Origin of the sequence: Halobacteriovorax sp. GB3 (assembly GCF_028649655.1) — a bacterium.
Classification (GTDB): domain Bacteria; phylum Bdellovibrionota; class Bacteriovoracia; order Bacteriovoracales; family Bacteriovoracaceae; genus BSW11-IV.
In genome coordinates this window covers 208,339-232,411 of the sequence record NZ_JAQSLN010000002.1, presented here as the reverse complement: position 1 = coordinate 232,411, position 24,073 = coordinate 208,339, and the positions used below count along the sequence as shown (strand labels likewise).

The 24,073-nt window shown below is 36.6% G+C and carries 20 protein-coding genes and 1 pseudogene; 9 read left to right on the top strand and 12 right to left on the bottom strand.

Annotated elements, in window-relative coordinates:
• Positions 1-26: 26 nt before the first annotated feature.
• Positions 27-1,271 (bottom strand): sensor histidine kinase, encoded by a 1,245-nt coding sequence (locus HBN50_RS05670; protein ID WP_273868566.1) that lies wholly within the window; start codon positions 1,269-1,271, stop codon positions 27-29.
• Positions 1,272-1,445: 174 nt separating this feature from the next.
• Here HBN50_RS05670 and trmB point away from each other — a divergent pair, with 174 nt between their 5' ends.
• From trmB to rpoD, 4 genes and pseudogenes are all read left to right on the top strand, one after another.
• Positions 1,446-2,135: a tRNA (guanosine(46)-N7)-methyltransferase TrmB gene (gene trmB / locus HBN50_RS05665; protein WP_273868565.1), complete on the top strand. Its 690-nt coding sequence runs from the start codon at positions 1,446-1,448 to the stop codon at positions 2,133-2,135.
• Between the two features lie 26 nt (positions 2,136-2,161).
• Positions 2,162-4,102 carry a DNA primase gene (dnaG, locus tag HBN50_RS05660; RefSeq protein ID WP_273868564.1) on the top strand — a complete coding sequence of 647 codons (1,941 nt, stop codon included), beginning with the start codon at positions 2,162-2,164 and terminating at the stop codon, positions 4,100-4,102.
• Positions 4,103-4,112: 10 nt separating this feature from the next.
• Positions 4,113-4,457: pseudogene (locus tag HBN50_RS17595) on the top strand (RNA polymerase sigma factor region1.1 domain-containing protein); the annotation flags it as partial.
• Entirely contained in the window at positions 4,431-5,900 is a 1,470-nt protein-coding gene (gene rpoD, locus HBN50_RS05650) for an RNA polymerase sigma factor RpoD (protein WP_443135165.1), read from the top strand. The pseudogene HBN50_RS17595 and the gene rpoD, both read left to right, overlap by 27 nt.
• Positions 5,901-5,935: 35 nt before the next feature.
• Here the strand turns inward: rpoD and HBN50_RS05645 are convergent, their stop codons facing one another.
• Together HBN50_RS05645 and HBN50_RS05640 are read right to left on the bottom strand one after the other, a co-directional pair.
• Entirely contained in the window at positions 5,936-7,279 is a 1,344-nt protein-coding gene (locus HBN50_RS05645) for a hypothetical protein (protein WP_273868563.1), read from the bottom strand.
• Positions 7,280-7,678: a hypothetical protein gene (locus HBN50_RS05640; protein ID WP_273868562.1), complete on the bottom strand. Its 399-nt coding sequence runs from the start codon at positions 7,676-7,678 to the stop codon at positions 7,280-7,282.
• 166 nt (positions 7,679-7,844) lie between these two features.
• Here HBN50_RS05640 and HBN50_RS05635 point away from each other — a divergent pair, with 166 nt between their 5' ends.
• Positions 7,845-11,012, top strand: coding sequence for a DEAD/DEAH box helicase (locus HBN50_RS05635; RefSeq protein WP_273868561.1), 3,168 nt, complete (start codon positions 7,845-7,847; stop codon positions 11,010-11,012).
• Here HBN50_RS05635 and HBN50_RS05630 read toward each other — a convergent pair.
• From HBN50_RS05630 to HBN50_RS05610, 5 genes are all read right to left on the bottom strand, one after another.
• Complete coding sequence (locus HBN50_RS05630; RefSeq protein WP_273868560.1) at positions 11,005-12,405, bottom strand: outer membrane protein assembly factor BamB family protein; 1,401 nt, start codon at positions 12,403-12,405, stop codon at positions 11,005-11,007. The genes HBN50_RS05635 and HBN50_RS05630 overlap by 8 nt on opposite strands.
• On the bottom strand, positions 12,383-14,704 hold the full coding sequence (locus HBN50_RS05625; protein ID WP_273868559.1) for a PEP/pyruvate-binding domain-containing protein: 2,322 nt from the start codon (positions 14,702-14,704) through the stop codon (positions 12,383-12,385). The genes HBN50_RS05630 and HBN50_RS05625 overlap by 23 nt, the downstream gene beginning before the upstream one ends.
• A gap of 75 nt (positions 14,705-14,779) precedes the next feature.
• Entirely contained in the window at positions 14,780-15,754 is a 975-nt protein-coding gene (locus tag HBN50_RS05620) for a glycosyltransferase (protein ID WP_273868558.1), read from the bottom strand.
• A gap of 6 nt (positions 15,755-15,760) precedes the next feature.
• A complete protein-coding gene (locus HBN50_RS05615) occupies positions 15,761-16,660 on the bottom strand; it encodes a hypothetical protein (protein ID WP_273868556.1) in 900 nt (299 codons plus the stop codon).
• The gene (locus tag HBN50_RS05610; RefSeq protein WP_273868554.1) at positions 16,653-17,657 is read right to left on the bottom strand and encodes a glycosyltransferase family 9 protein; all 1,005 of its coding nucleotides are present in this window, start codon (positions 17,655-17,657) and stop codon (positions 16,653-16,655) included. The genes HBN50_RS05615 and HBN50_RS05610 overlap by 8 nt, the downstream gene beginning before the upstream one ends.
• A gap of 5 nt (positions 17,658-17,662) precedes the next feature.
• On the opposite strand from HBN50_RS05610, the gene HBN50_RS05605 reads away from it, so the two are divergent.
• The gene (locus tag HBN50_RS05605) at positions 17,663-18,439 is read left to right on the top strand and encodes a glycosyltransferase family 2 protein (RefSeq protein ID WP_273868552.1); all 777 of its coding nucleotides are present in this window, start codon (positions 17,663-17,665) and stop codon (positions 18,437-18,439) included.
• On the opposite strand, the gene HBN50_RS05600 is transcribed toward HBN50_RS05605, so the two are convergent.
• The 3 genes from HBN50_RS05600 to HBN50_RS05590 all read right to left on the bottom strand — a co-directional run bounded on the left by HBN50_RS05600 (position 18,429) and on the right by HBN50_RS05590 (position 20,696).
• Positions 18,429-19,070, bottom strand: coding sequence for a PilZ domain-containing protein (locus HBN50_RS05600; protein WP_273868551.1), 642 nt, complete (start codon positions 19,068-19,070; stop codon positions 18,429-18,431). The genes HBN50_RS05605 and HBN50_RS05600 overlap by 11 nt on opposite strands.
• Before the next feature lie 98 nt (positions 19,071-19,168).
• Positions 19,169-19,954, bottom strand: a complete 786-nt coding sequence (locus HBN50_RS05595) for a sulfite exporter TauE/SafE family protein (RefSeq protein ID WP_273868550.1) — start codon at positions 19,952-19,954, stop codon at positions 19,169-19,171.
• 13 nt (positions 19,955-19,967) lie between these two features.
• The gene (locus HBN50_RS05590; protein ID WP_273868549.1) at positions 19,968-20,696 is read right to left on the bottom strand and encodes a polyprenol monophosphomannose synthase; all 729 of its coding nucleotides are present in this window, start codon (positions 20,694-20,696) and stop codon (positions 19,968-19,970) included.
• A 142-nt stretch (positions 20,697-20,838) separates the two neighbouring features.
• Here HBN50_RS05590 and HBN50_RS05585 point away from each other — a divergent pair, with 142 nt between their 5' ends.
• The 3 genes from HBN50_RS05585 (at position 20,839) to HBN50_RS05575 (ending at position 23,693) form a co-directional block, all read left to right on the top strand.
• Positions 20,839-21,390 carry a hypothetical protein gene (locus tag HBN50_RS05585; RefSeq protein WP_273868547.1) on the top strand — a complete coding sequence of 184 codons (552 nt, stop codon included), beginning with the start codon at positions 20,839-20,841 and terminating at the stop codon, positions 21,388-21,390.
• Positions 21,391-21,516: 126 nt separating this feature from the next.
• Positions 21,517-22,146: a transposase gene (locus HBN50_RS05580; RefSeq protein ID WP_273868546.1), complete on the top strand. Its 630-nt coding sequence runs from the start codon at positions 21,517-21,519 to the stop codon at positions 22,144-22,146.
• A gap of 122 nt (positions 22,147-22,268) precedes the next feature.
• Positions 22,269-23,693, top strand: coding sequence for a hypothetical protein (locus HBN50_RS05575; protein WP_273868545.1), 1,425 nt, complete (start codon positions 22,269-22,271; stop codon positions 23,691-23,693).
• Positions 23,694-23,762: 69 nt separating this feature from the next.
• Here the strand turns inward: HBN50_RS05575 and HBN50_RS05570 are convergent, their stop codons facing one another.
• Positions 23,763-24,062: a hypothetical protein gene (locus HBN50_RS05570; protein ID WP_273868544.1), complete on the bottom strand. Its 300-nt coding sequence runs from the start codon at positions 24,060-24,062 to the stop codon at positions 23,763-23,765.
• Positions 24,063-24,073: the final 11 nt, after the last annotated feature.

The window sequence follows — 24,073 nt, the reverse complement described above, 5'->3', positions numbered from 1 at the left end:
ACCAGGCCCTCATTTGAGGGCCTTTTTTATGCAATTGGAAGTGTTAGATCAAATTTTGTTTTTGGGCTATTCACATCATAAGAAAGACTCCCTTCAAACTTCTCAGCGATATTTCGAGAGACACTTAAACCCAGCCCTGTTCCGACGCCAGGAGGTTTTGTTGTAAAAAATGGTCCCATCATTTTCTCAACAACTTCTGCCTCAATGCCATCTCCACTATCAATGACACTCACCTTTGAAACTCCTTGGCGATTCGTTACTTCAATTCGAATCCATTTTTCTTCTAAATCAGAAATTGCATCATACGAGTTATTAATAAGATTAAGTAAAATTTGAGTAATCTCTACTTTGTTAACTTTTACTTTATCAAAATTATTATCGTGAATAATATCGAGAGGAATTCCCTCTGAAGAAATTCGACTTTCGGCCAATTGAATTGCCTCTTGGACAATTTCTTTAACTGGCAGAATTTCAGCTTCATCATTAATTGTGTCTCTTGAAAAGCTTCTTAAACTTTTAATAATCGACACCGATCTCTTTACAGCATCCTTAATTTTATCAAGAGACTTATCAACTTCTTTATCATTGTTAAGACTTCTTTCATTATATTTTTTCAATCGATCAGCATTACCATTAATAATGGTTAGTGGGTTATTAAGCTCATGAGCAACACCAGAGGCTATCTCTCCAATCGCCGACAATTTCGAGACTTGAACGGCCATGGCCTTTTGTTCTTTGAGCTCTCTATTTTTCTCTATAAGGGTGTAAAGAAGTGATCTTCGATTGATACAAATAATCACTGAAACAATAATTGCAGTGATCATATAGGCCGCAAAAATCAGACGATTGGTTGAAAAATTAGTCATCATTCCATAAGTAGGAATAATTGAAGCGAAAAGACTCCAAAGTAAGACCCCTTTCACATCATAGGTCATATTACTGGCAAACACGACTCCAAGAATGAGAGCAGTATCAAAGAGAATCGTATCCTGATTAACATGCGAAAGAATGGTCAAATGAAGAGCTGCCGCATAAAGAAATAAAAACATGACATTGTGCTTTCTCTTCTCTAACCACACATGCTTTGAACTTAAAAGAGCAATTGAAACAAAGAATACGAGAAATGCCCCTCGAACCCACATAGGGTCTGTGTATTGTGGAAAAAAGAAGTTAACAAAGAAACCCCAAACAAAATAAAGGGAGACCTCGATAATGAGAGTGGCCTTAAAATAAGGGTAATGTTCATTGTAATTTATTTTCTTTTCTAACATAAGACACCGAAATCTTTCTAAAATAAATAACTTTTGATCATTCTATCCCCGTTGCCACTAAATAGGAAATCAGCCTAAGGTAAGAATCTTCAATGTATGTTGCATTTCGTCGTTAATTTTGTTAGAAAAACCCGCTAAAACAATTGAATTTATTATCTTATTTTGGTGACGAACATGGTTGATAAGGCTTTTACCGAAAGTTTTCAGTATTCACACGATAACCCATACCACGACAAACTAGAAGAGTTTGGAGAATTTGTCCTTCGCGATCACGAAGCGGAAGAGAATCGTGGGAAATGGAATGAAGCAATTTTTAAAAGAGAAGCTCCTCTTTGCCTTGAGATTGGAAGTGGTTATGGCCATTTCATGATGGAATTTTGTGAAAATTATCCTGAATTCAATTACGTTGGTCTCGACTATCGCTTCAAGAGATCTTATGCTCTTGCCAAGAAGCTTAGCCGCCATCCAAATAAAAACTTTCGCTACTTAAGAGCTAAGGGTGAAAGAGTAAATTTCATGTTTGAAGAAAACGAACTCGATCGTATTTTCTATTTCTTTCCAGATCCTTGGCCAAAGAAAAGACATAACAAAAAAAGACTTTTTCAACTTCCATTTCTTGAAGAGGCCTATAAATCTCTTCGTCCTGGTGGTAAGATATTTGTTAAAACAGATCACGATGGATACGCAGAGTGGATGGAAGAAGTAATGAAGGAGCAAGAGCTTTTCAATGTTACTCTTTCAACTCGCGACCTAAGAAATGAGCACCCTGATCACTTTCTAGCAAGCTTTAAGACAAAGTTTGAAAAGATCTTCATTGAACAAGGTATTAAAATTAAGGCCTATGTCTTAGAATCTAAGAAGTAGGCATTTAGACATATTAAAGTAGGCCCATGTCTTTAAATGATTTAAAACAAAGGATTCTCGACGAGATTCCCATTGTCGATGTTGTTTCGTCATATATGCACGTTAGCCGCAAAGGCACGGCCAATGTTTCGTTGTGCCCTTTTCACGGGGACAAAAACCCTTCAATGCATATCAATAACGATAAGAAGATTTTCAAATGCTTCGCCTGCGGTGAAGGTGGAAATGCAATTGACTTCGTTATGAAATATAAAAAGCTCGAATTTGTAGAAGCGCTCAAAGAAATTGCAAATGGGCACGGAATTAATTTCGAGGACTACATTGAGAGAAAGAAGAAATCTCCTAAGCTCTTAATGGCCGAAAAAGTACTACAAAAGAGTGCTGAACTTTATAAAAAGCTCGCTCGAACTGGGAAATTTGAAAAGTACGAGGAGTTTCTCGAAAAGAGATCTCTTTCAAAAGAGATCGCTGATACCTATGGTCTCGGCTACGCACCAAAGAATAACTCACTCTACGAGTACCTAAAAAGCATCCCTACCGAGAAGGATCGTCAGTTTGCCCTTGAAATTGCCTTCGAAATTGGGCTTATTAAGCAAGATCGAAATGACCCCAACGCCTATTACGACACCTTTAGAGACCGCATTACCTTCCCAATATGGGACCAATTCGGCTCTGTTATTGGCTATACTTCTCGAGCTGTCTTCGATTATCAAAAAGCTAAATACATGAATTCAAAGGAGTCCTTTGTCTTCAATAAGAGAAATATTCTCTATGGCCTTCACCTTGCAAAGTCACATATTAGAGAAAAGGATGCTGTCATCCTTGTCGAGGGAAATATGGACCAAATCGCACTCTTTAATAAAGGCTTTAAAAATACTGTTGCAGTACAGGGTGTTGCTCTAGGTGATTATTCTCTAAAAATATTAAACTCAGTGACGAAGAATTTCTTTCTCGCTCTCGACAGCGATACTGCCGGATTTAATGCTGCCAAAAGGATGAACGAGCAATGCCTCGCTCAGGGAGTCATCCCTAAGTATCTCTCATTCGAACCACACAAAGATCCTGACGAGTACCTTCAAAACGAAGGCGTCGTTGCGATGCAAAAGAAGATCGATGAGGCGATTCCCTTTATCGATACTTTATTTGAAAGTCTTCTTCCCAAGGAGATTCCAACCCTTATCGATCGACAATTTGCTTTATTAGAAGAATGTTTTCAAATAGTTGCCCCTCTAAGAAACTCTCTAGAGGCAACCGAAAGACTTGCCATATGGGCCAAGAGAATTGGACTTCAGTCGGACTCTTCCCAAATCGTAAAGCGATACGAAGACTTTCTCTCGAACTCTAAGGGCCTTAATAGAAAACCAGTGCTCGCTCCAGAGACCGAGGAAGCTCCGCCAATTGAACTTGACCAGAGCTTTGAACCTTATATGGATTACGAGCAACTTCCTCCTGAAGCATATGCCGATGGTCAGATTGATCTTGTCTCCAATTCAACTGTGGCCCTTTCTAAAGTAGAAGCAATTTTACTGCAAGAATTAGTCCAACATCCAGAGTGCTCAACACGCGATCTAGCCCTTCAATTACTTGATTTTGTGGGCTCAGATGAGGTAAAAAGGTATATTCTAAGACTACGAGAAATTGTCTATGAAATTGATGAGAGAGAATATGTTTCTATTTTACGCTCACTCAATGAAAAAGAAAATTACTCGCAAGAAATGAAAGCAATCATCGCAAAGGGATTACAAAATTATAGAGAAATCCCTCTTGATGAAAACACGGCAGATAAAATGCTTTTAGAAATTGAAAAGCGTTTAAAGATTGATTCACTTCGACTTAAAAGAAAAGAAGTCTTAGCGAGAAAAGATCACTGCCAAACAGCAGAAGAAATGAATCAACTCATGATTGAGTTGAAAGAAATAGATAAAGAACTTCATAAAACCAAATCACTAAAACCTAAGCTAAAAGTCTAGGGAGTATTTAATGTCAATTGTTAGCGCCTTTTTAAATTCCAAAGACTTCTCAAAGCTTCTCATCAAGGGGAAAGATCAAGCGTATCTAACTCCAGAAGAGATCAATGATGCTGTACCTGCGAGTATCATCGAGCCAGAGGCAATCGATGAAATTATGTTACAAATCGAGGAAGCAAAAATTGAAATCCAAGATGTAGCTTTTGATGAGGAAGAAGAGGAAGGAATCCGTTTAGACGGAACTGAAATTATCGAAGAAACTCTTTCTAAAGAAGAAAGAGCTGAGCTTAGATCAGCGTCTACTGACCCTGTTAAGCTTTATTTAAAAAGAATGGGATCTGTTGCCCTCCTTACTCGTGAAGGAGAGGTTGTTATTGCGAAAGAAATTGAAGAAGGTGAAAGAGAAATTATTCTTTCTTCACTGAAATCAACACACGCATTAAAAGAGATCGTTAAACTTGTTGAGAAAATTGAAACATCAGACAATCCAAATGAATTTGTAAAAGAGCTCGTTCGTGGTCTTGATGATGAGTCTTCTCAAGCAGACATCAAAAAGACAAAAGACGAGATCTTTGATGTTTGTAAAAAGATTGAAACTCTTCTTAAAGAATGTGAGCAAGAAGATGGAACTCTAAGTAGGTTCGATGCTTCTCAACAAAAGAAGATGAATTCAATCTCTGACACTCTTGCTGATCTTACTTTCAACAGAAAGATCATCAACAGCTTCGTTGAACCTGTTAAGAAGTACTACCTTCAATTCTCTGAGCTTTATGAGCAACAAGATCGTATCTTCAAGTTCCTTGAAGTTGCTGATATTGAAGATTACAAAAAGCTTTATGAAAAAGTTATGGAAGATGACTCTTTCAAGAGACGTCTTGCAAAAGACCTTTTCACAACAGATGCAAAGATTGAACAACTTATCAGAAACCAAGAAGACAACCTTAGAAAGCTTCGTCGCCTAAGTCTTGATGCTGGAATGAGCTTCGAAGATATTGAAGAAGTTTATAAGATTATTCTTAAAGGTGAAGAAAAAGCTGACCAGGCCAAAGCTCAACTCGTTGAAGCTAACCTTCGTCTTGTTGTTTCTATCGCTAAGAAGTACACAAACCGTGGTCTTCAATTCCTTGACCTTATTCAAGAAGGAAACATCGGTCTAATGAAAGCCGTTGATAAATTCGAGTATCGTCGTGGTTATAAATTTTCAACTTATGCAACTTGGTGGATTCGTCAGGCCATTACTCGTGCCATTGCTGACCAAGCAAGAACAATCCGTATCCCTGTTCACATGATTGAAACAATCAACAAAATGGTTCGTACTCAAAGACAACTGATTCAAGAGCTAGGGCGTGAGCCAACTCCTGAAGAAATTGCAGAGAGAATGGAATTACCAGTTGATAAGGTTAAAAAAGTTCAAAAGATCTCTAAAGAGCCAATTTCTCTTGAAACACCAATTGGTGAAGAAGAAGACTCATCTCTTGGAGACTTCATTGAAGATACTAAAATCATCTCACCAGCTGATGCTGTTATGAGTATCACACTTTCAGAGCAAACAAGATCTGTTCTTTCGACTCTTACACCAAGAGAAGAAAAAGTTCTTCGTATGCGTTTTGGTATCGGTGAAAAATCTGATCACACTCTTGAAGAGGTCGGGCAAGACTTCTTTGTTACAAGAGAGCGTATTCGTCAGATCGAAGCTAAGGCCCTTAGAAAACTTCGTCATCCTTCGAGAGCGAAGATGCTTAAGGCCTACCAAAATGGTGAATTTGGTCAAGGTAACAATAACGAACCAGGTAACCAATAAAAAGAAAGCCCCGATTCATCGGGGCTTTTTTATTTCTATAATCCGTCTTTACATGATTCTTGAACTTTGGGTCGATTCTCTCCAAAACATACATGGAGGTGATCGTTGTGAACAGAGCCCCCATCATTTCGAACGCCAGGAATTCTCCTATCATTAAATATAGTAATCCTTGCTCCCGACTTCTTAATAAGCTTAACAAAGTCTCTTGTTTTCTCTCTATCATAACGTCTTGTCTGCTTATAAGTTAAACCGACATCAAGGTCATCATCTTTTCTCATTGGCCTAATATCAACACACTCACCAGAATCATGCCCGCTATGAGCTCCCCAGTTATCGTGATGATAAAGGTCTCCAAATTGAATCTGACATCCTGGTTCTCCACAAAGGGTTTTCCATTTTTCCATAACTCGCATAAATGCACACATAGAAGTAGGTTTTAAGTAAGCATCTGAGCTAACAGCATCATCTGGTTTATAGTGAAATGACCCATACGGTCCCTCTTGAGTTTCTTCATCAACGGGAATTTTTGTCATCTCTTTTCTTGTTATTATTGATTTCGACCCTCTCCAAGCTTGTAATGGAGGGAGCATTTCAAGTTCATCAATTGCAGTATTGGGACTCTCTTTTCTAACCATATTTAGAATATTTCTTACGGAGTCAATTTCCGTATTTCTGATTGGTCGAGAGTCTGTAAGAAAAGAGCACTCCTGATGATTAATGTACCTTTCTGTTAGTACATCACCATTTGAGTCAATGACATTCATTAAATGCTTATCAAAGCACTTCTCTTCCCCACCAAAAGAATCAGGAGTACAGCATCGATTAACAAGATACTTTCCATTTCTAAGTTTAAATTCTAGATAAGTTGGTCCAACGTAAGGAACACCAGAATCAGCATGAACTTCAGCGTCTTCTTTGACAAAAAAGACAAAGTTTTTAGCTTGTTTCAAAGCGCGATGGTCTAGCCATCCAATAGAATCAACTTCAGCTCTTTTCTTTCTGCCAACTCTTGCCATTTGAGCAATAGAATCTCTCTTTCTCCATTTTGCATCACGAACCTTTTGCTCCTCCTCTTCACTTGGAAGCGAAAGGACCCTAATAGGAACGCGATAGTCGGGAACACCTTCTCCATATTGAAAAAGCTGCTCGTCAACTTCAACAATTGATCCTCGAGGAATATATGTATCAGCAATTCTTGAGTTATCAATATTTCTTAGATTCTCCCAAATTTTATCACCCTGACGATATTCATCTGAAACATAGAATGGAGGATCGGAAGCTTCAAGCTCTTCACAAACCCATTCAACTTTTGAATAGTCTGGAGTTTGAGAAAAGACTGAATAAGAAATTAATGTCATCAACAATAAAACAAGCTTCATTTAATCACCCTTTGGAAGTGAAAACTCTTTCGAGCAAATCATTTTATTTTTATTTAAAAGTTCTAATTTCAAAGTCCCAGGAAGTGACTCTATTTTAGAATCCAACCATTTAGAAAAATTGATTTCAACTTGTCCTTCAACAATATTGAAACTGGCCTCATGCTTCTTTTTTGCTTCAGCATAAGTAAGTTTTAAAGTATCTGCCTTAGAATTTGTTTTCAACTTGTGAAATGTACCTGAGTGAAGAGAGAGGACTTCAGGTAGGTCAACCCAAAATGACTTCTTTATCACATTCCCATTGGCCCTCTTCTTTTGCCATACTTGTGCCTTGATCTCCTGACAAGGAGATGCGCAACTTCCAAAAGAAATAAAGCAGAACAAAATGATCAAGTATCTCATCTTACAAACCTCATTATCTATGTCGGATAATCTCTAAAAAAAATGACGATTTTCGAAGAAACTTAAAAAGAGGAAAATCCTCTACTATAGCGGATAAAGAGACAAATTCCTACCCTACAAGTTTCTTTTTTTTCAGGTATAATTATGGGCTAACGTGGAATAAAGAATGGTTATAGCAAACTCAGATTTACCTGAAGAAATACTTTCTAGCGCTGAGAGATTCTTCTCTAAGATCGCCATGCAAAAAGCATTGCGACTCATTCGTATGTCTAAAGTTTCCATTTCTTTTTCTAAGGGAAGTCCAGAAACCTATTACATCGTTTCTGGAATTGTTAGAGAAGATCGTTCTCACGAATGTAAAGTTGTTTATAAGAAGCGTCTTGAAGGTACTGACGAAGGACCTCTCTCATCTAATTGTGATTGTTTTGACTGGACTGACAAAAAACATTGTCATCACACATGTGCTCTTTATCTTGCATATCTCATTCAAACTAACTACGAAAGTAAGATACAGGACGAGGATTCACCTCTTCCACCAATTGCCCTTTCCTCTGCAGTCGGTGTTACCGTTGCAGAATATGGAACAATTCTCTCAGGACCACACCAACTCGAAGGAGCTAGTGGCGGCCTCAGTTACTCTGCTTTCCAATATCTTTTACAAGACAAGAAAGTTGTAAATTTCCCAATTCCTGAGAAGTTTCAAGGTAAATTGAATATTAATCTTCTTACTAAAACCAAATTAAACGGTGTAGATGTTGATATCGTAGATTCTCCAATTTTAAAATTTTCTTACGAATCACCAGAAGGTGATCTTTATAGGCAAGTTTCAATTTTTGAAAACCTCTATCTGTTTAATTGGAAAAAAGGGACGGCCTTAACACTTAGTAGTAACTTAAAAAGTTTAGTTCAAAAATTTCGATTCTCTTACTCTGCCCTAACTGTTAATGACATTCTCAAGTATATCCATAGCTACGATAAAGAAAATGAATGTCGCATCTATATCGATGGCTCTCCACTAGAAGAGATCAAATCAATCGATCCAATATGTCGAGTTAGTCTCTCTCCAGGAGACAGGAAGGGTCTGATCGAATTTAAATTAATTTTTCACGATCAAGATGACAATCTTGTTTATCCGCCGAGCTTTTTGACTTCATTTACCTTTGCAGGTGGCGCTCTTTCAAGTTTTAAGAAGAAAAAAGATGCCTATAACTTTATACAAAGTTTCTGTGAATCAATTGAAGATGAAAATCAAGCTTATAAAAGATCTCTTCTACCAACGTCTAAAAGAGATCAGTGGATTGAGACTCTTGAATACATCACAGAAAATAAAGAAAGTCTTATTTATGACCATAAAACGAAAGAAGTTTGTCGTTATGATAATGACCTTTTAATAAAGATCGTTACAAATCTCTTCAATTGTTTTGGGGAACTTCTTTTTCGCTACGCAGACTACCATAGCGATAGAAAAGAAATTGTTTTCCAAGTAGCAAGATCAAATCTCTTCCAAGGACTCAATGACTTCCATAAGGCCCTCGCTATTTACGGGCTCTCAATCTTTTATAACAGAAATGAGATTGCTAATTGGTCTTCACGTATTCGCTTTGAAAGAAAAAGCTCTTCTACAAAATGGTTTGATCTCGAGCTTAATATTGAAGATCAAGATTATGAAATTATAAAAAACGCAGATTTAGATAATAATATTGCTGTCACTTCAAAAGGGCTCGTTCTTCTAACTCAGGAACAAAAAGATCTTCTACGCTTTATGAAAAAGTACACGAAGTACGAATCAACAGAAGAGGAAGAACTTCCTCAGGGATTCAAGCGCTTCGTCCTTCCTTTCAATAGGGCCCGTATTTTTGAACTTTTTGAACTCAAGAGATTAGGAATTGAGGGAGCTTTAACAAAAGAAGAAATCAAACTTTGTGAGCGTCTTCAAACGCTTGAAGAAATGCCACAGTATGATCTTCCTGAATCTTTGCAAGATACCCTGCGCCCTTATCAAAAGACAGGTTATAACTGGCTTCGTTTTCTTTACGAGAATAAACTTGGTGCTTGTCTTGCTGACGATATGGGTCTTGGTAAGACTCTTCAAACGATTACTTTTTTAAAGAGTATTTACCATAAAATAGATAGAGTACTTATCGCTTGTCCTGTTTCAATTCTTTTAAACTGGGAACAAGAGATAAAGAAGTTTTCTGATATGGATCATTATATCTATCATGGAGGAGAGAGATCTTTTCCAGAGAATACAAAGATTATTTTAACAAGTTATGGCGTCATGAAACGTGAGATTGATGATGCTTTTGCAGATAAGAACTTTGATGTCCTCATTCTCGATGAAGTTCAACATTTGAAGAATATCCGATCTCTTGGAGCTTATGCTGCAAGAAAGTTAAAGGCTGATTTTAGAGTTTGCTTAACTGGTACTCCCGTTGAAAATGATCTCGCTGAGTTCTACAACATTCTCGACCTTTCAATACCAGGTGTTTGGGGAGACCTTCAATTTATCCGAACTACTTCAACTCAAAAGTCTCGTCTTCTAGCTAGAAAAACAGCTAGTCCTTTTATCTTAAGAAGAACGAAGAACCAGGTTTTAACTGATCTTCCACCAAAGACAGAAAACAATGTTTTCCTCTCTTTCGATAAAGAAGAAAAAGATTTCTACGACAATGTACTAAATAATATTAGAAAGAAAATTCAGCTATCTCCTTCTAAAAAGAAGTATGGAGAGATTCTAAAAGGTCTTTTAGAGCTAAGACAAAGCTGTTTGTGGCAAAACCACACGACGACTCAATCGGTTCACTACAAGCATCTTGAATCAACGAAAGTAGATTTTCTTTTAGAACAATTAGAGCAAATTACTGAAGAAGGTCATCAGGCCATTATCTTTTCTCAATTTACGACATATCTCGATATCATGGAAACAGCTATCCAAGAGAAACATTGGAAAGTCTCTAGAATTGACGGATCACAAACGATTAAGAAAAGGCAAAAACAAGTTGAAGAATTTCAATCAGGAAAGACTTCAATCTTCCTTATTTCACTCAAGGCCGGTGGTGTTGGTCTTAACTTAACAGCAGCGAGTTATGTTTTCATTATGGATCCATGGTGGAACCCTGCAGTAGAAAGTCAGGCGATAGATAGGGCCCATAGAATTGGTCAAAAGAACCATCTAACAGTATATCGTCCAATTATAAAAGACTCTGTTGAAGAAAAAGTCTTAAAACTTCAAGAGCTCAAAAAAGAACTATTCAATGAATTACTTCCAGAAGGCGATGAGAATCTCTTCAGTGGAAAACTTTCAATGAAAGACTTTGAAGAACTCTTTAATTAAAACGTCTTATATTTCCTTCTAGATCAATTGTAATAATCCCCTCTTCTAATACAAGAGGTCTTGCAAAAGTACTCTTCCATCCCTCTATGCTTAAATGTTGTATCAACTTTCCTGAGTCTGGATCAAGAGTGAAGAGCCCAGATGCCCTTGTTGCATAAACGAGTAAATCACGAAATTTGTCATACATAATACTACTATAAGAATGACCATCATTAGCAGTTTTTTGGCACCAATTTTCAACTAAGTTCTTCGCTTTAATAGAGCATACTTCTCCATTTCGTTTAGCAAAGACGAAGTTCTCTCCTAACAAAATAGGCAGAGAAGTTAATGGGGAAAGTGAACGATATGTCCCTACCGGTTTTCCACTACTTCTTTCAAAGCACTCAAGTCCAGAGATTTCAGACTTAAAATAAATTTCACCAGTCACAAAACAAACTCTTTTATCAAATGCTATAGGCTTAAACCAACTCGATGCAATGAGATCTCTTTTCCAGATGATCTCTCCGGTTGTTTTTTCTAAAGCAAATGCTTTTGCTCTCTCTTTGGGATCAACTTTATCAAGCCCAGTACCAATATAGACCGCTTCACTTTCAACAAGTGCTTGAGAATCAGTATGACCAATTTTTGCATGCCAAATCTTTTCTAAACTCTTTGTCTCTATTCGATAAACGCCATCTCCACCAGCAGGGAATATTAAAGAGTCAGAAAGTAGTGTAGCCGTCCCCTCAGTATGTCCTTTTGTTGTAAAGATATTATCAACAGTAAAATCTTTGAGCTTAATCTTATAGATTCTCGCATGGTGAGTTGTATGAACGCCTTCACCTGTATAGAGATGATTATTATGGATGATTAAACCACTTGGAATAAATGTTCCTAACTTTAACTTTCTTAGAACTTTAAAACTCTTTCTATCGATTTCCAATAAGTCACCATTCTTAGTTCCAAAAAAGAAAGATTTCTCTGTTACTAGTGGCATGTAGAAAGCCCCACTTTCTAGTTTCACATGTAACTGCTCATTCAGCTCAGTTTTTTTAACATTTAAATTTCTCTCAAATTCAAATTTATCTGTAATCGAATTCTCGTAAAACTGATTTGATATCTGAGTGTCATTAGAATATTGAATATAGAAAAGAGGATGAGGAAGTGTTTTTACGTAATCATATCCTTTAAAAAGACCTAGAAAAACAAAGTTAGAAATAATCGCAAAGATGATAAACTTTGGTTTTACAACAAGTTCAACTAACTTCTTTGCCCCCTCTGTTTTTAATTTAATACCAAACAGTCCGGCAATAAAAGATGCGACCATACTGAGAGCGAAACTCACAAGACTGAGTGGAATCAAAACCGTCGGGATAATTGATACTTGAATATTACTTAATAATAATTCTTCCATTATTTCCATCCAACCAAACGACGTCTCCGTCTTTTAAAATTTTATAACATTGATGTACTTGACTCACTGCTGGTATATGCATCTCTCTAGCAACAATGGCACAGTGAGAGAGAACCCCACCCTTTTCAACGATAATCCCACGTGCTCTCGTAAAAACAGGTGTCCAACCGGGGTCTGTTGCTTCAGTAACGATGATACAATCCTCAGGAAGTGACTCTAAGTCTATTTCTGATACATTCTTAATGACTTTAACAATACCTTTTGCAATACCTGGAGAGATTGGCTCACCAACAAGAGATGATCCCTTTTGTAAGTTTTCTTCTTTATCAGAGTTTAAAATTTCTTCGATCTCTTCAAGAGAGACAATCATAGGTAAAGAAAGTGTTTGAAAGCTTTCAAATTGCTCTTTCTTTGTTTCAGCATGCTTTTTAAGAAGATGGATCTCTTTATTGTATTGCGCTTCTAATAACTCTTTTGAACTCAACCAGAAAACAAGATCTCCAAGGCCAGTTCTCTTTCCAATTTCAAGTGCAAGATAACGAATATGAGCATATGGTCTAAGGATTTCTAATTTCAGTTTCTCTCGCAGTTCTAAAAGAGACTTTAATATCTCCCACTCTTCTTTTATCAGGACGCGCTTATAAGATTTTATCGATTCGATTTCTTGATCAATAGAAAAGTCATTCTTCTCTTTTTGCTCACTATATGAAGAAGCTCCACGACTTTGAAAACTCTTATCTCCTAACTCTTCCCAACGCGGATTTGATAACTCAAGTTCTCCAGGAGCACGGTGCCCATAACGGGCCATAAAGAATGGAATTTTTTGGGAGTCCTCAAGTGCTTTAATAAAATAGAGACCCATATCACTTGTAACTGTTTTAAGATCCTTAGCAAGCCAGTAATTAAATACTGATTCGCTTTTCTTTTTATCCTTGTAGACTGAGTTTAAGATCTTCTTCAAAGACTCTGTCGTTGCCTGAATGAGAAGGATTAAGATGAAAGTCGACTTCAATGAATAAGTTGTAAAAACGTTAATTTCTTTAGCAAGTCTCTCTCTTAATTGCTCAATATCCCAGTTCTCATAAAGATCCCCTCCACTAGGCCTTTGCATTTTTTCTTGAAATTTCAATAGATCTTTCTCAATCGTTGAGATCCATTTTTTTCGATTACTTGAAACTTCAAATCCAACTTTGATCATATGATAAAGAGAAATTGGTGTTCTAAGAACTGTTGTTGCATCTATTTTCTTGTAATCAAAAATAAGATGAGGTGTAGGAATAGGATCAAGACGATATGGTATTGGCCCAAAGAAAATCTTATTTGTCTTTTCTAAATTAATAAATGCTCTTCCAAAAACAGTTTCAAAAACGGACTCATGAGGTGAAAAGTCTTCGTCAACAAAACCGAGGTAGCCAAGTTCCTTCAAGGCCTCATGAAAACCACGATTAGGAGCAAAGGCCTCTTGCCATAAAGAGAAAGTCAAAGGACTTGGTAAACCTGGGACTTCTTGAAAACTTCCTCCATCCCACATTGCACCTTCGCTATTTTCTTTTTTCAAACGGGCAAGCTCTTCTTTTAAAACCGTCTCATGATTTGTCGCAGATGCTGTAATTGGACGAACTTGAAGAATGTGAAGGACGCCTTCTTTATCAACGGCCCATTCCATATCAATTTCACTGGCCAGTTTCTTTTTTAACTTCAGGCCAATCTCTTCAAGTGATTTTGTATTTTCACTTTTCCATTTTTCAATTGTTTCTTTTGAATCTTTATGAAGTTTATAGGGTGTCACCTCTCCCGATACTAGCTTTTCACCATATCCCTCAACAATTTCAAGGAGCCAGTCTTTACTTGTATCTCGTGGGTCAACAGAAAAATAGACACCAGAAAATTCTGGTTCAACCATCAGCTGAACAACCACGTTCATCTTAACTTCGCTATTCTTTCCAATGAAGTGTTCTCTGTAGGCAACACTAGATTTTCCGTATACAGAGGCGAAGCACTTTTCAATTGATGATTTTAATTCAGAGTCTGTCTTTACGTTGAGAAAGGTCTCATTTTGGCCGGCAAAGCTATGCTCTTTCGAGTCTTCGCCGCAAGCACTTGAACGAATGGCAAGAGGGCCATAGTTTTGCTCGCTCCACCAATTCAATAATTCTTCCCACTCAGAACTTGTCGGAAGATCTGTTAATACAATTCCATTTGGAACAGGGACACCCCAGTTTGTCATTAAACCTAGGTTCTTTCCCTTTTCTCCAATCTGGCTAGACTCTGAAATTTCATTAAACGATATAATACTCATGATGAGTTTATATCGAATTTAATATTAAAGAACTATACTTTATGACCGAGAAAAACATGATCTAGATCATTTTCTTTAAAATGGCAGTAAATCCTCTGCCCTCTTTGGTCCAGGAAAGTGAGGGTTTTGATCGTTCAGACTACGCCCCGCAACAACTTTCTTGTATAACTCAACGTATCGCTGAGTATAGAGATTGATAGAAAAGTGCTCTTCAGCATATTCTCGAATTATTAAAGGATCAAAATTATTCTCATTTTGAATGATAACTTGCTCAAGCTCTAGATAGTTATTACAAATAAATCCTACCTCAGGAGTCACAAGCTCTTTCATACTCCCATAAGGCGAAACAACAACAGGTCTTCCTTGGCTCATGGCCTCAATGACAGCGATTCCAAAGGGCTCTTCCCATCGAATAGGAAAAACGAGAGCATCTGATTGGCGAATAAGATCCAACTTTTTTTGTCCACCAACAAAGCCTTCATTTTTAATGTATTTAGAAAAAGAAAGAACTTTTCCCCCAGCAATGTGAAGAATCTTCTTAGCTTTTTTACATGCTTTTACAGCATGCTTCACATTTTTCACTCTCCACGAAGCTTTCGCTAAAAAGAGAAACTCATCCCACTTTTGTTTTTTAGGAGCTTCAAAAGGATATTCTTCAAAATCAATTGCATTATGGACATAAGATTTTGATTGATGATTTTGTGCATGTCTTTTCGATACAAAAACAGTGTTTTTATAAAAAGTTTCACCAGGCTTTCCATTTCCGTGCACAGTACACACATGAGGAATTCCAAGTTCCTGCTGCCAATTCCATTGTAAATGAACAAGATCTGCATCATTAGGAATAAGTGTAGGCCACAGCTGCTCATCTTTTGCCTCAAGAGGAATTAAATCAATTCCATATTTTGTGACTTCACTATTTTTATTTCCAATTAAAGCTACCTGATGACCTTGGCGAACTAATTCTTTCATATGCCAAAAAAGAATTCTTTCAGTTCCCCCATACGTTTTAACTGGAAGAACACCCATATGTACGAAAACAATTTTCATTCCAACCTACTTTACGATTTTGAAATTTGTATACTCACCGATTCTGATACCTGTAAGGTGTTCAAAGCTATCACTCAACATTAATCTGATATCAGACATTTTAAAGTCTAGCGGCAGTGAAAGAATATCAATTTCATTTTTATTTTCTTCAATCCAAGAGTTCATGACTTTAGGGTGTGTTCCTTTAAATGGACGAAGTCCCCAGATTCGAGAGTATTTATGTTCTTTCGTCTTGAAATCTTTTCCATGATAGAGCTTATTGAAGGCCTTATTTTTCTTATCCATAACTTGTTCAGCTCTTGCCCATCCATAGTGATAGACAGTCGCATTAACTCTTGTACACTTAACTTTCGTGTCATCGCTATAGCGAAATCCTTGAGCATCTAACCAAGACCTAATGCCTTTAAAGTTCCTAATTAATCTCAATTCCTGACGATAAGTTTTCTTAGTAACTTTTTCGACATTTGTATTTCCATAAAAGTGAACATACTTAAATACAAGACCATCAACATGTGAGTTTTCAGGTTTTTCTAAATCTTCCACCGCTGATTTAATCGTTTTTAAATCTTGTTCATGAAGACATTCATCGCCTTGAATATATTGACAGTATTTTCCCTTCGCTTCATCTAATGCGATGTTTGTCTGCTCAGAGAGAATCAATCCCTTCGACATGACTTCTGGGTTCCAATAAGACTTTAAAAATTTATATTTATCGCCTTGGAAATTTTTTGTTAAGTAGTCCCATGTTCCATCATCGCTCTGACAATCGGGATCATCAAAACCAACATTAATAATGATCTCATCGCAAAGATCTTCAATCGATTCAATACTTTCTTTAATTGGATAACCAAGAGTTAATCCATTCTTAATAAAAGTAATTCCTGATATTAAAGGCTGATTATTCATTTAGGTCTCTTTTTATAACTTCATAAACTTGAGAAGGGTAAAATTGATTCAAGCAAATCATACTTTCACAAGTACTAAGCCCACAATAGTGTGCCTCTCTCGTTCGACACTCTAATCCTTCTCTATAAAAATAAGGGTGGTTATTAACATCATATGGATGCCATTCATTTGGCGGCTCCGGCCCAAAAAATGTATAACTCTTTATACCTGTTGCAATGGCCAAATGCTTGAGCCCTGTATCATTTCCAATATATAAAGATGCTTTAGACATAAAGAGTGGTAAATTTTCCAAAGGAATATGAACAATCTCTACATTATCGCTAGGATTAAGTTTTAAAATCTCTTCTTTGATCTTCCTATCAACATCAGAAGTAGAGAGAGGAATTTTAATTTTCTTTTTTAACAAACGCGCCAAACCAATATAGTGATCAAGTGGCCACATCTTCGTTTCTCTCGTTGCCACGACACCAAAAACAACAAAGCCATCCTCTAGATCCATATGATTTTTTGGATTCATCGTTGGTTGATAATCTAAAAAATTAGGATATGCACTTTGATCGGTCAGCAGAGAGTAAAGTCCATCGAGATCTCTTTGAATAAGAGATTTTATCACTCCTTGATCAAAGACTTTCGTTCCTTCTTTAAGGTGATGATTATGATAATAGTAAGGAATACCTGTAAGAGTTGAATAGATATTGAAAAATTTTGCAGATCGACCAGCTTGATGCATCTCATAGACGAGATCAATTTTAAGAAACTTCAATTTTTTCCAAAGCTTAAACCAATCACCCAAACTATTTAAGCTTATATCAATAACTGCATCCGCTTCAATTTCAACATTGGCATACAATTTTGTAATCCATTTAGGCATCCCATAATAGATTTTACTATTTGGATAAAGTGAACGAAGATATTGTACAGATGATAGACCCATGATGCTATCGCCCATGGCCCTATTTTTAAGAATAAGAATATTATTCGCTTTATGTTTAAGCATTTTTTATGGATATCCCAATGGTTAAAATCTCAGCTGCCATTATAACTTTTAATGAAGAAAAGAACATTGAACGATGCATAAAGTCACTTATTGACGTCGTCGATGAAATCGTAGTTGTAGACTCGTTTTCCACAGATAGAACAGAAGAGATCTGTAAAAAGTATGATGTTACATTCATTCAAAACCCATTTGCTGGCCATATTCAACAAAAGAACTTTGCACTAGAGAAGGCGACATACGATCATGTCCTGAGTCTTGATGCTGATGAAGCTCTAGATGAAACACTTAAGGGTGAAATTCTAAAAGTAAAAGACAACTTTACTGCAGATGGATACTACTTTAATCGCTTAACGAATTACGTTGATCATTGGGTGAAAAACTGTGGTTGGTACCCAGATCGCAAACTAAGACTACTTAATAAAAATCTTGGAAAATGGGGAGGAGTTAATCCTCATGATCTCATCATTATGAATGAAGGATCGACAACTCAATACTTAAGAGGTGACCTACTCCATTACAGTTACGACTCAATTACAGATCATGTAAATCAAACCAATAAGTTTACAACCATTGCTGCAAAAGCCGCATACTCTCAAGGCAAAAGATCAAGTGCTTTTAAAATTGTTTCAAGACCGATTCTAAAATTTCTAAAAGATTACTTTTTGAAAAAAGGTTTCTTAGATGGTCAATATGGTCTAATCATTTGTTCGATCAATGCTCTCTATGCGCTATTAAAATACTCAAAAATTAAAGAGCTGCAAGATGGAAAGTCTATTGACTGAGATCAAAGCTTGGTACGTTGAAAAACTGGACACCGACTTTTAAATACACATCGCCCTCATGTCTTATTTCAGAAATATGAGCAATAGTTCCTTCAACATTACCAACGAAGCTTTTAGATCCAATTTTAGAAAACTCTAAATATTGTTCTTGTCGAAAAAGGTCGCGAACACTCGTGGGAACGAGAAAAGCGAGCCCTCCCTGTGATAAATCAAAGAGTTTATAAGAGTACTTTTCTCCATCAATGACAAGTCCTACACTTGGATTTTTCATTTGGTGAATTTCAAAGCGATCGTATTCTCTTTTTTGCGTAATTGTTATTTCTTTAGGATAAGAGAAATGAAAAATATAGGGGCCAACAGATTCGCAAACTGCTTCAAACTCATAGAAAATTCCATTTCTTAAAGCTGAAAATACATAAAGAGAGTTCGACTGGAACTTAACGTGCTCATCTGCCTTAGAGAGTTTAACAGTAAAACTATCTCTTTTAAGACTTTCAAAATAGCAGCTAACATTTGACTTTAAAGTCTTGATATAAAAAAATCGTTTTCCCTTAGCAAACTCTTCAAGTTTCTCCTGAATCTCCCCGACTTCACTAAGTATTTCTTTTTTTCCCTGATCATCACCATTCATAAAATTATTAAAACACATTTCAATTTTTGAATGAAGTCAAATAAACGATGGCAGTTTTTTCTCTCATAACCATAAGAAATCACAAGGGCTAACTAAAATTAGAGGATCATCTTCACTGCCACAATAAAGACAAAGGCACCGAAGAATCTTCTCAACGTTAAGACAGGAAGGGCGTGAGAGAGCTTCACTCCAATAGGTGCAAAAATCATACTCATCGGCGCAACTGAACAAAGGGCAACGAGATTAATACCGTGGTGAAAACTTCCAGAATTTTGATAACCAATAAAAATATGAGAAAGGGCTCCAACCCAAGAAAGAGTTAGCCCGATTAAAGCAGAAGTTCCAATGGCCTTTCTAACATCGATACTTCTATAAACGAGATAGGGAACGCTCATCGACCCTCCACCGATTCCTAAGAGTCCACTTTTCAAACCAATAATTAAACAGATTAAGCGATCAATCATCCCCAGTTTAAAAGTAGTTTCAGACGAATCATTTTTCTTATTAACTTTAGTAAAAACCATCTTATAAGAAACAAAGAGAAGAAAAAGAGCAAAGACAATCTCTAAAACTTCACTCTTAATAAGATAAGAAACTCGGCTTCCAAGAAAAACTCCAAAGACAATATAAAAGAAAATCTTTTTCACTATAGAGAAATCAACGGCACCTCTTTTATAGTGGGAACGACAACTAATGATTGAAGTAAAGGCAATAATTCCAAGAGAGGTTCCTGTTGCCATTTGCATGACATTACTACCATCTGCGAAATAAGAAAAAATAGCTGCCAAACCAGGAACGAGAACAACTCCTCCCCCAATTCCAAGAAGACCGGCCAAAGTGCCGCTCAAAGAACCAAGGAGAAGATAAAGTAAAATAACTGTCATAGAACGGCTAAGCCTAGAGACTGCCCATCATTTTTTTCAAGCGCAATTTAATGACATTAAAAACAGCTTCGAAAATAATTCCGCCACCCATCTTTGATTGCCCATCACGTCTCTCATAAAAAATGATTGGAACTTCTTTTACATTTAGACCCTTAGACCAAACTTTGTAATTGAGTTCGAGTTGAAAAATATAACCATTAGAAATGATATTATCTAAATTAATTGTTTCCAGTGCCTTTCTTGTAAAGCACTTGAAACCACCTGTTGTATCGAAGACAGGAATTCCCGTCATAAAGCGCGTATAGATTGAAGCGCAATAAGAAAGAAGAAGTCTTCTGAAAGGCCAATTGATAATTCTAATTCCGTCAATATAACGAGAACCGATAACGAGATCATTTACCTGAGCAGCAGCGAGTAGGTCTTTAACTTGTTCAGGATCGTGTGAAAAGTCACAGTCCATTTCAAAAACAAAATTATACCCTTTATCTAAGGCCCACTTAAAACCTGTTGTATAAGCCGTCCCAAGACCAAGCTTACCAGTTCTCTCAATCATATGAAGATTTGAGAAATCGCCTTGTAGTCTTTTAACGACATCAGCAGTTCCATCAGGAGAACCGTCCTCAATAATCAAAAGAGAAACTTCAGGATAAAGACCAAATACAGTCTTAATCATTCTCTCGATATTATCAATTTCATTATAAGTAGGTATAATTATTAAACTTTCATCCCAAGGTAATTCCATTTTCGGTCCTGGATACTTCTCTAGCGTCGCCGCATCATAAAATTAGTAATACGGTATCATATCAATCCCCTCACCTATTGATAAGGGTTTCGGAATAACTTTCTGACTATCATCTAATTTTTGATTCAGGCAAAATTGATATATGAAAGCACTAATAGCGCTCACATTCATCTCACTATCTCTCCCCTCTCAAGCGGCACTGAAAGGACTCTTGGAAATAGAGCCGGTCGTGGGATATGAAAGAGTCATGAAGTTCGAGCCAACACCTCACTCTAAAGACCGTTTAACTTATGGACTTCGCGCTAGCTTAGGAGTTCCACTTTTAGCACTCGAGGCAGAAGTCACTCAGGCTAAAGACAGTGAATCATTTCCAGACGAAGATCTAACAATCAAAGAAACATCCAATACAGCGATGCTTGGTCTCAGGTCACGCATTAGGCTTGGTAGTATTTTAAGTTTTACACTAAGGGCCGGCGGCCATGCTCGCCAGTCTGAAGTTGAAAAAACTCAAGCGGGAGTAACGACAACAGAAAAGCCTGCCATTTACCTCTCCCCTTATGCCGGAGCGGGGCTTGGTATAAATTTAAGTAACAGGATTAGGGCCAATGCTGGTCTCACTGTCGTATTTACAGGAAAGCCAAGAGGAAGTGATCGCGAATATAGACCAACGTTGGGACTGTCTGCTCGCTTCTAGAGAATTTTTTGAATTTTTTGTACTGGATACTTTTATTGCGTCTTTGCGTTATTCAATAGAGAAAAAAGAGTCATAGACTTTAGATAAGTTGTTCTCTTTTAGACTTCGTTAAATTATGCCACTTTAATGACAAGAACTACAACGATTAGAACTTCTAAATACCCCTATCACATTGTAAACCGTTGCCACAGAAAAGCTCCGTTTCCTATTCCTTTAAATGATGTCTGGAATCTTTTTATCTATGAATTAGAAAAAGTTCAAAAGGAAGAGAACCTAACTATATATGCCTTTGTTTTGATGCCCAACCACTTTCACCTATTATGCCAAACTCCAAAATCTAACATCGATAAAGTCATGTATAAGCTTATGAAGCGCTTAACCTACAAGATTCAAATTAAGGCAGAGATTATCAATTCTATCTTTGGTGGTCGGTATAAAAGCTCACTTGTTCGAGATCAAAACTACTATTACAACGTTTATAAATATGTACTCCAAAATCCCCTAAGAGCGAAACTCTCTCACGATTTCCTCAAATATCCTTTTCTTTTATGCTCCGAAAAGGCCAATAAAACAGCTGTCAAAATCACTAAATTTGTTGACTGTACCTCAAGAGAAGATCAATTTTCATCATGGATTAATACTAGTTTTTGTGAAAATGATCATCTTCTCATCCAAAAAGCGATGAAAAAGAGAATTTATCAATACCCTAAAAACCAAGGTTATCGCCAGAATCCTCAAGCGAACTTTACGCAGTGACGCAATAAAAGTATCCAGGACGAAAAAGTGTTAATTATTTAAACAATTTATGACTTAATTTCAGATAGATTTTTCATTTTCGATTTTCTTGCGAAGATTTTTCTAATAGCGAGGAGTCCTAAATGAGACATTCAAAATTCATTGGATTATTTTTAACCGCACCGGCCATCTTAATCGGCTGTAAAAAAGAAGTTGTTAGGGAAGTTCCAGTAACGAAAGAAGTTGTTGTAAAAGAACAAGTTGAAGTTGAAGTCATCAAAGAAGTACCCGTCTTAAAAGAAGAAGTCGTCGAGAAAGAAATTATCAAATACAAGAAAGACCATCTCGACTCTAAAGGTAGACCACTTTCAGTTAGTTTTCTTAATAAGTTACTCGATTCAAAACCCTATACAATCTTAAGCTATAATAGGGACTATATTTCATCACGATATGAAACAGATTATAGAAATTATATTCGAAAGCAAAAGATTGATTTAAATAGGAAGTACAAAGATATCCCTGAAGAATTTATTGATGACTTCAATATTGCTTACAATAAAGAGGTTCAGAATCTTTTTGGAGACGATCTCAGAGAATTTGAGAAGCTTGAAAATAAAGAAGAAGATATTATCTCATGGAGAGGAGAACTCTCTATTTCCTCTAAAAGCTGTGAAAGCTTTGAACGGAAAATAACAGATCAAACACTTTTCAACCAAGAAGAGCTGAAGCCTAAATGTGACACCCCAGCACGAGAACAAGTGGACTATTTGGCGTGGAGAAGATTAACACAACGAGATAAAGATAATAATAAACAAATTGAAGCTCTTATCTTCACACAAACGGACTCCGCGAATCAAGTAGACACGGCCGTGTCTTACGAACTCGAGGGAACTCATAAATTTTCAAGATGCACTAAGGATTTTTGCCTTCCATTTACTTTGATCAAAAACAATGACAAATATACTTCAAATAATTTTGATCTTAACTCTAATCCCTATAGGGCAGGAGATTATTTGAAGATTTCTGGTGGCGACCTTGGTCAAGAACCAGTCTTTTTAGGTTCCCAGGACTTCACGATACTTAGCCGACATCTTCATGATTACGAATTAAGCTACTTTCTTAAAAGAGACCATCAGAACTTTAAGCCAAATGATCAAGTTGAGCATTCAGTTCGATACATTGTGATGGAGAGATTAAGAGATATCGAACTTAAAACAGAGCCAGAGCAAAAAAAGGAGAACTCTTATGAAAGTCCTCTTTCTACTGGTGTTTATAAATTTGACTTAGAATATTCAAAAAAGAGCGAAGCTCCAACTTTTCAAGGAAATAAAGAAATAGCACAACTGCTAGATTACCTACCGAGGGAATTATTTAGAATTAGAGAGAATCCAAATTCTGCAATCAAAATTAATGAAATATATTCGAAGATTTTCGATATTATAGATGAATCTGAAGATAGGAAGTATCTTTCAATACAATTGTTTAAATACTTTAATGACGTATTTAATTTTGATCTTAATACCTCTCTTGCCTTTAAGAATATGGCCCTTTATTATTACAACAAATAAAATTGACGCGACGACGCTAGAAAAGTATCCAGGACCAAAAAAAAGGAGGCGAAAACGCCTCCCTATATCTTAGATCCAATCACATTGAATCGATGCTGAACCACCAATAAAGTCTTCTTTCGAAGTGGCAATCAACTCAGCAGAAAAATCATCCGCCTTTATCACTACCGGCTTGAATCTCTTCTTTAAAGTTTCCCCACTCTTTAGAAGACCAAAAATATATCCAGAACACCTCACAGCATCTGCATTATTGTTAAGAACTACCGCCTTAACTGTCTTCTTGTTTAACTCAACGATACTCTCGGCTTCCCATGCTTTTACAGTGTTGATCCCCACCAATAGGGCCAGAACACTTAGTGTTGTTTTCACGACTTTTTTAC

Coding starts and splice junctions, on each gene's coding strand:
- dnaG (WP_273868564.1), top strand. CDS start 2,162: ATGTCTTTAAATGATTTAAAACAAAGGATTCTCGACGAGATTCCCATT.
- HBN50_RS05590 (WP_273868549.1), bottom strand. CDS start 20,696: ATGGAATTACCTTGGGATGAAAGTTTAATAATTATACCTACTTATAAT.
- HBN50_RS05605 (WP_273868552.1), top strand. CDS start 17,663: ATGGATATCCCAATGGTTAAAATCTCAGCTGCCATTATAACTTTTAAT.
- HBN50_RS05640 (WP_273868562.1), bottom strand. CDS start 7,678: ATGAGATACTTGATCATTTTGTTCTGCTTTATTTCTTTTGGAAGTTGC.
- HBN50_RS05620 (WP_273868558.1), bottom strand. CDS start 15,754: ATGAAAATTGTTTTCGTACATATGGGTGTTCTTCCAGTTAAAACGTAT.
- HBN50_RS05625 (WP_273868559.1), bottom strand. CDS start 14,704: ATGAGTATTATATCGTTTAATGAAATTTCAGAGTCTAGCCAGATTGGA.
- HBN50_RS05670 (WP_273868566.1), bottom strand. CDS start 1,271: ATGTTAGAAAAGAAAATAAATTACAATGAACATTACCCTTATTTTAAG.
- HBN50_RS05580 (WP_273868546.1), top strand. CDS start 21,517: ATGACAAGAACTACAACGATTAGAACTTCTAAATACCCCTATCACATT.
- trmB (WP_273868565.1), top strand. CDS start 1,446: ATGGTTGATAAGGCTTTTACCGAAAGTTTTCAGTATTCACACGATAAC.
- HBN50_RS05645 (WP_273868563.1), bottom strand. CDS start 7,279: ATGAAGCTTGTTTTATTGTTGATGACATTAATTTCTTATTCAGTCTTT.
- HBN50_RS05610 (WP_273868554.1), bottom strand. CDS start 17,657: ATGCTTAAACATAAAGCGAATAATATTCTTATTCTTAAAAATAGGGCC.
- HBN50_RS05635 (WP_273868561.1), top strand. CDS start 7,845: ATGGTTATAGCAAACTCAGATTTACCTGAAGAAATACTTTCTAGCGCT.
- HBN50_RS05595 (WP_273868550.1), bottom strand. CDS start 19,954: ATGACAGTTATTTTACTTTATCTTCTCCTTGGTTCTTTGAGCGGCACT.
- HBN50_RS05575 (WP_273868545.1), top strand. CDS start 22,269: ATGAGACATTCAAAATTCATTGGATTATTTTTAACCGCACCGGCCATC.
- HBN50_RS05615 (WP_273868556.1), bottom strand. CDS start 16,660: ATGAATAATCAGCCTTTAATATCAGGAATTACTTTTATTAAGAATGGA.
- HBN50_RS05600 (WP_273868551.1), bottom strand. CDS start 19,070: ATGAATGGTGATGATCAGGGAAAAAAAGAAATACTTAGTGAAGTCGGG.
- HBN50_RS05630 (WP_273868560.1), bottom strand. CDS start 12,405: ATGGAAGAATTATTATTAAGTAATATTCAAGTATCAATTATCCCGACG.
- rpoD (WP_443135165.1), top strand. CDS start 4,431: ATGGGATCTGTTGCCCTCCTTACTCGTGAAGGAGAGGTTGTTATTGCG.
- HBN50_RS05585 (WP_273868547.1), top strand. CDS start 20,839: ATGAAAGCACTAATAGCGCTCACATTCATCTCACTATCTCTCCCCTCT.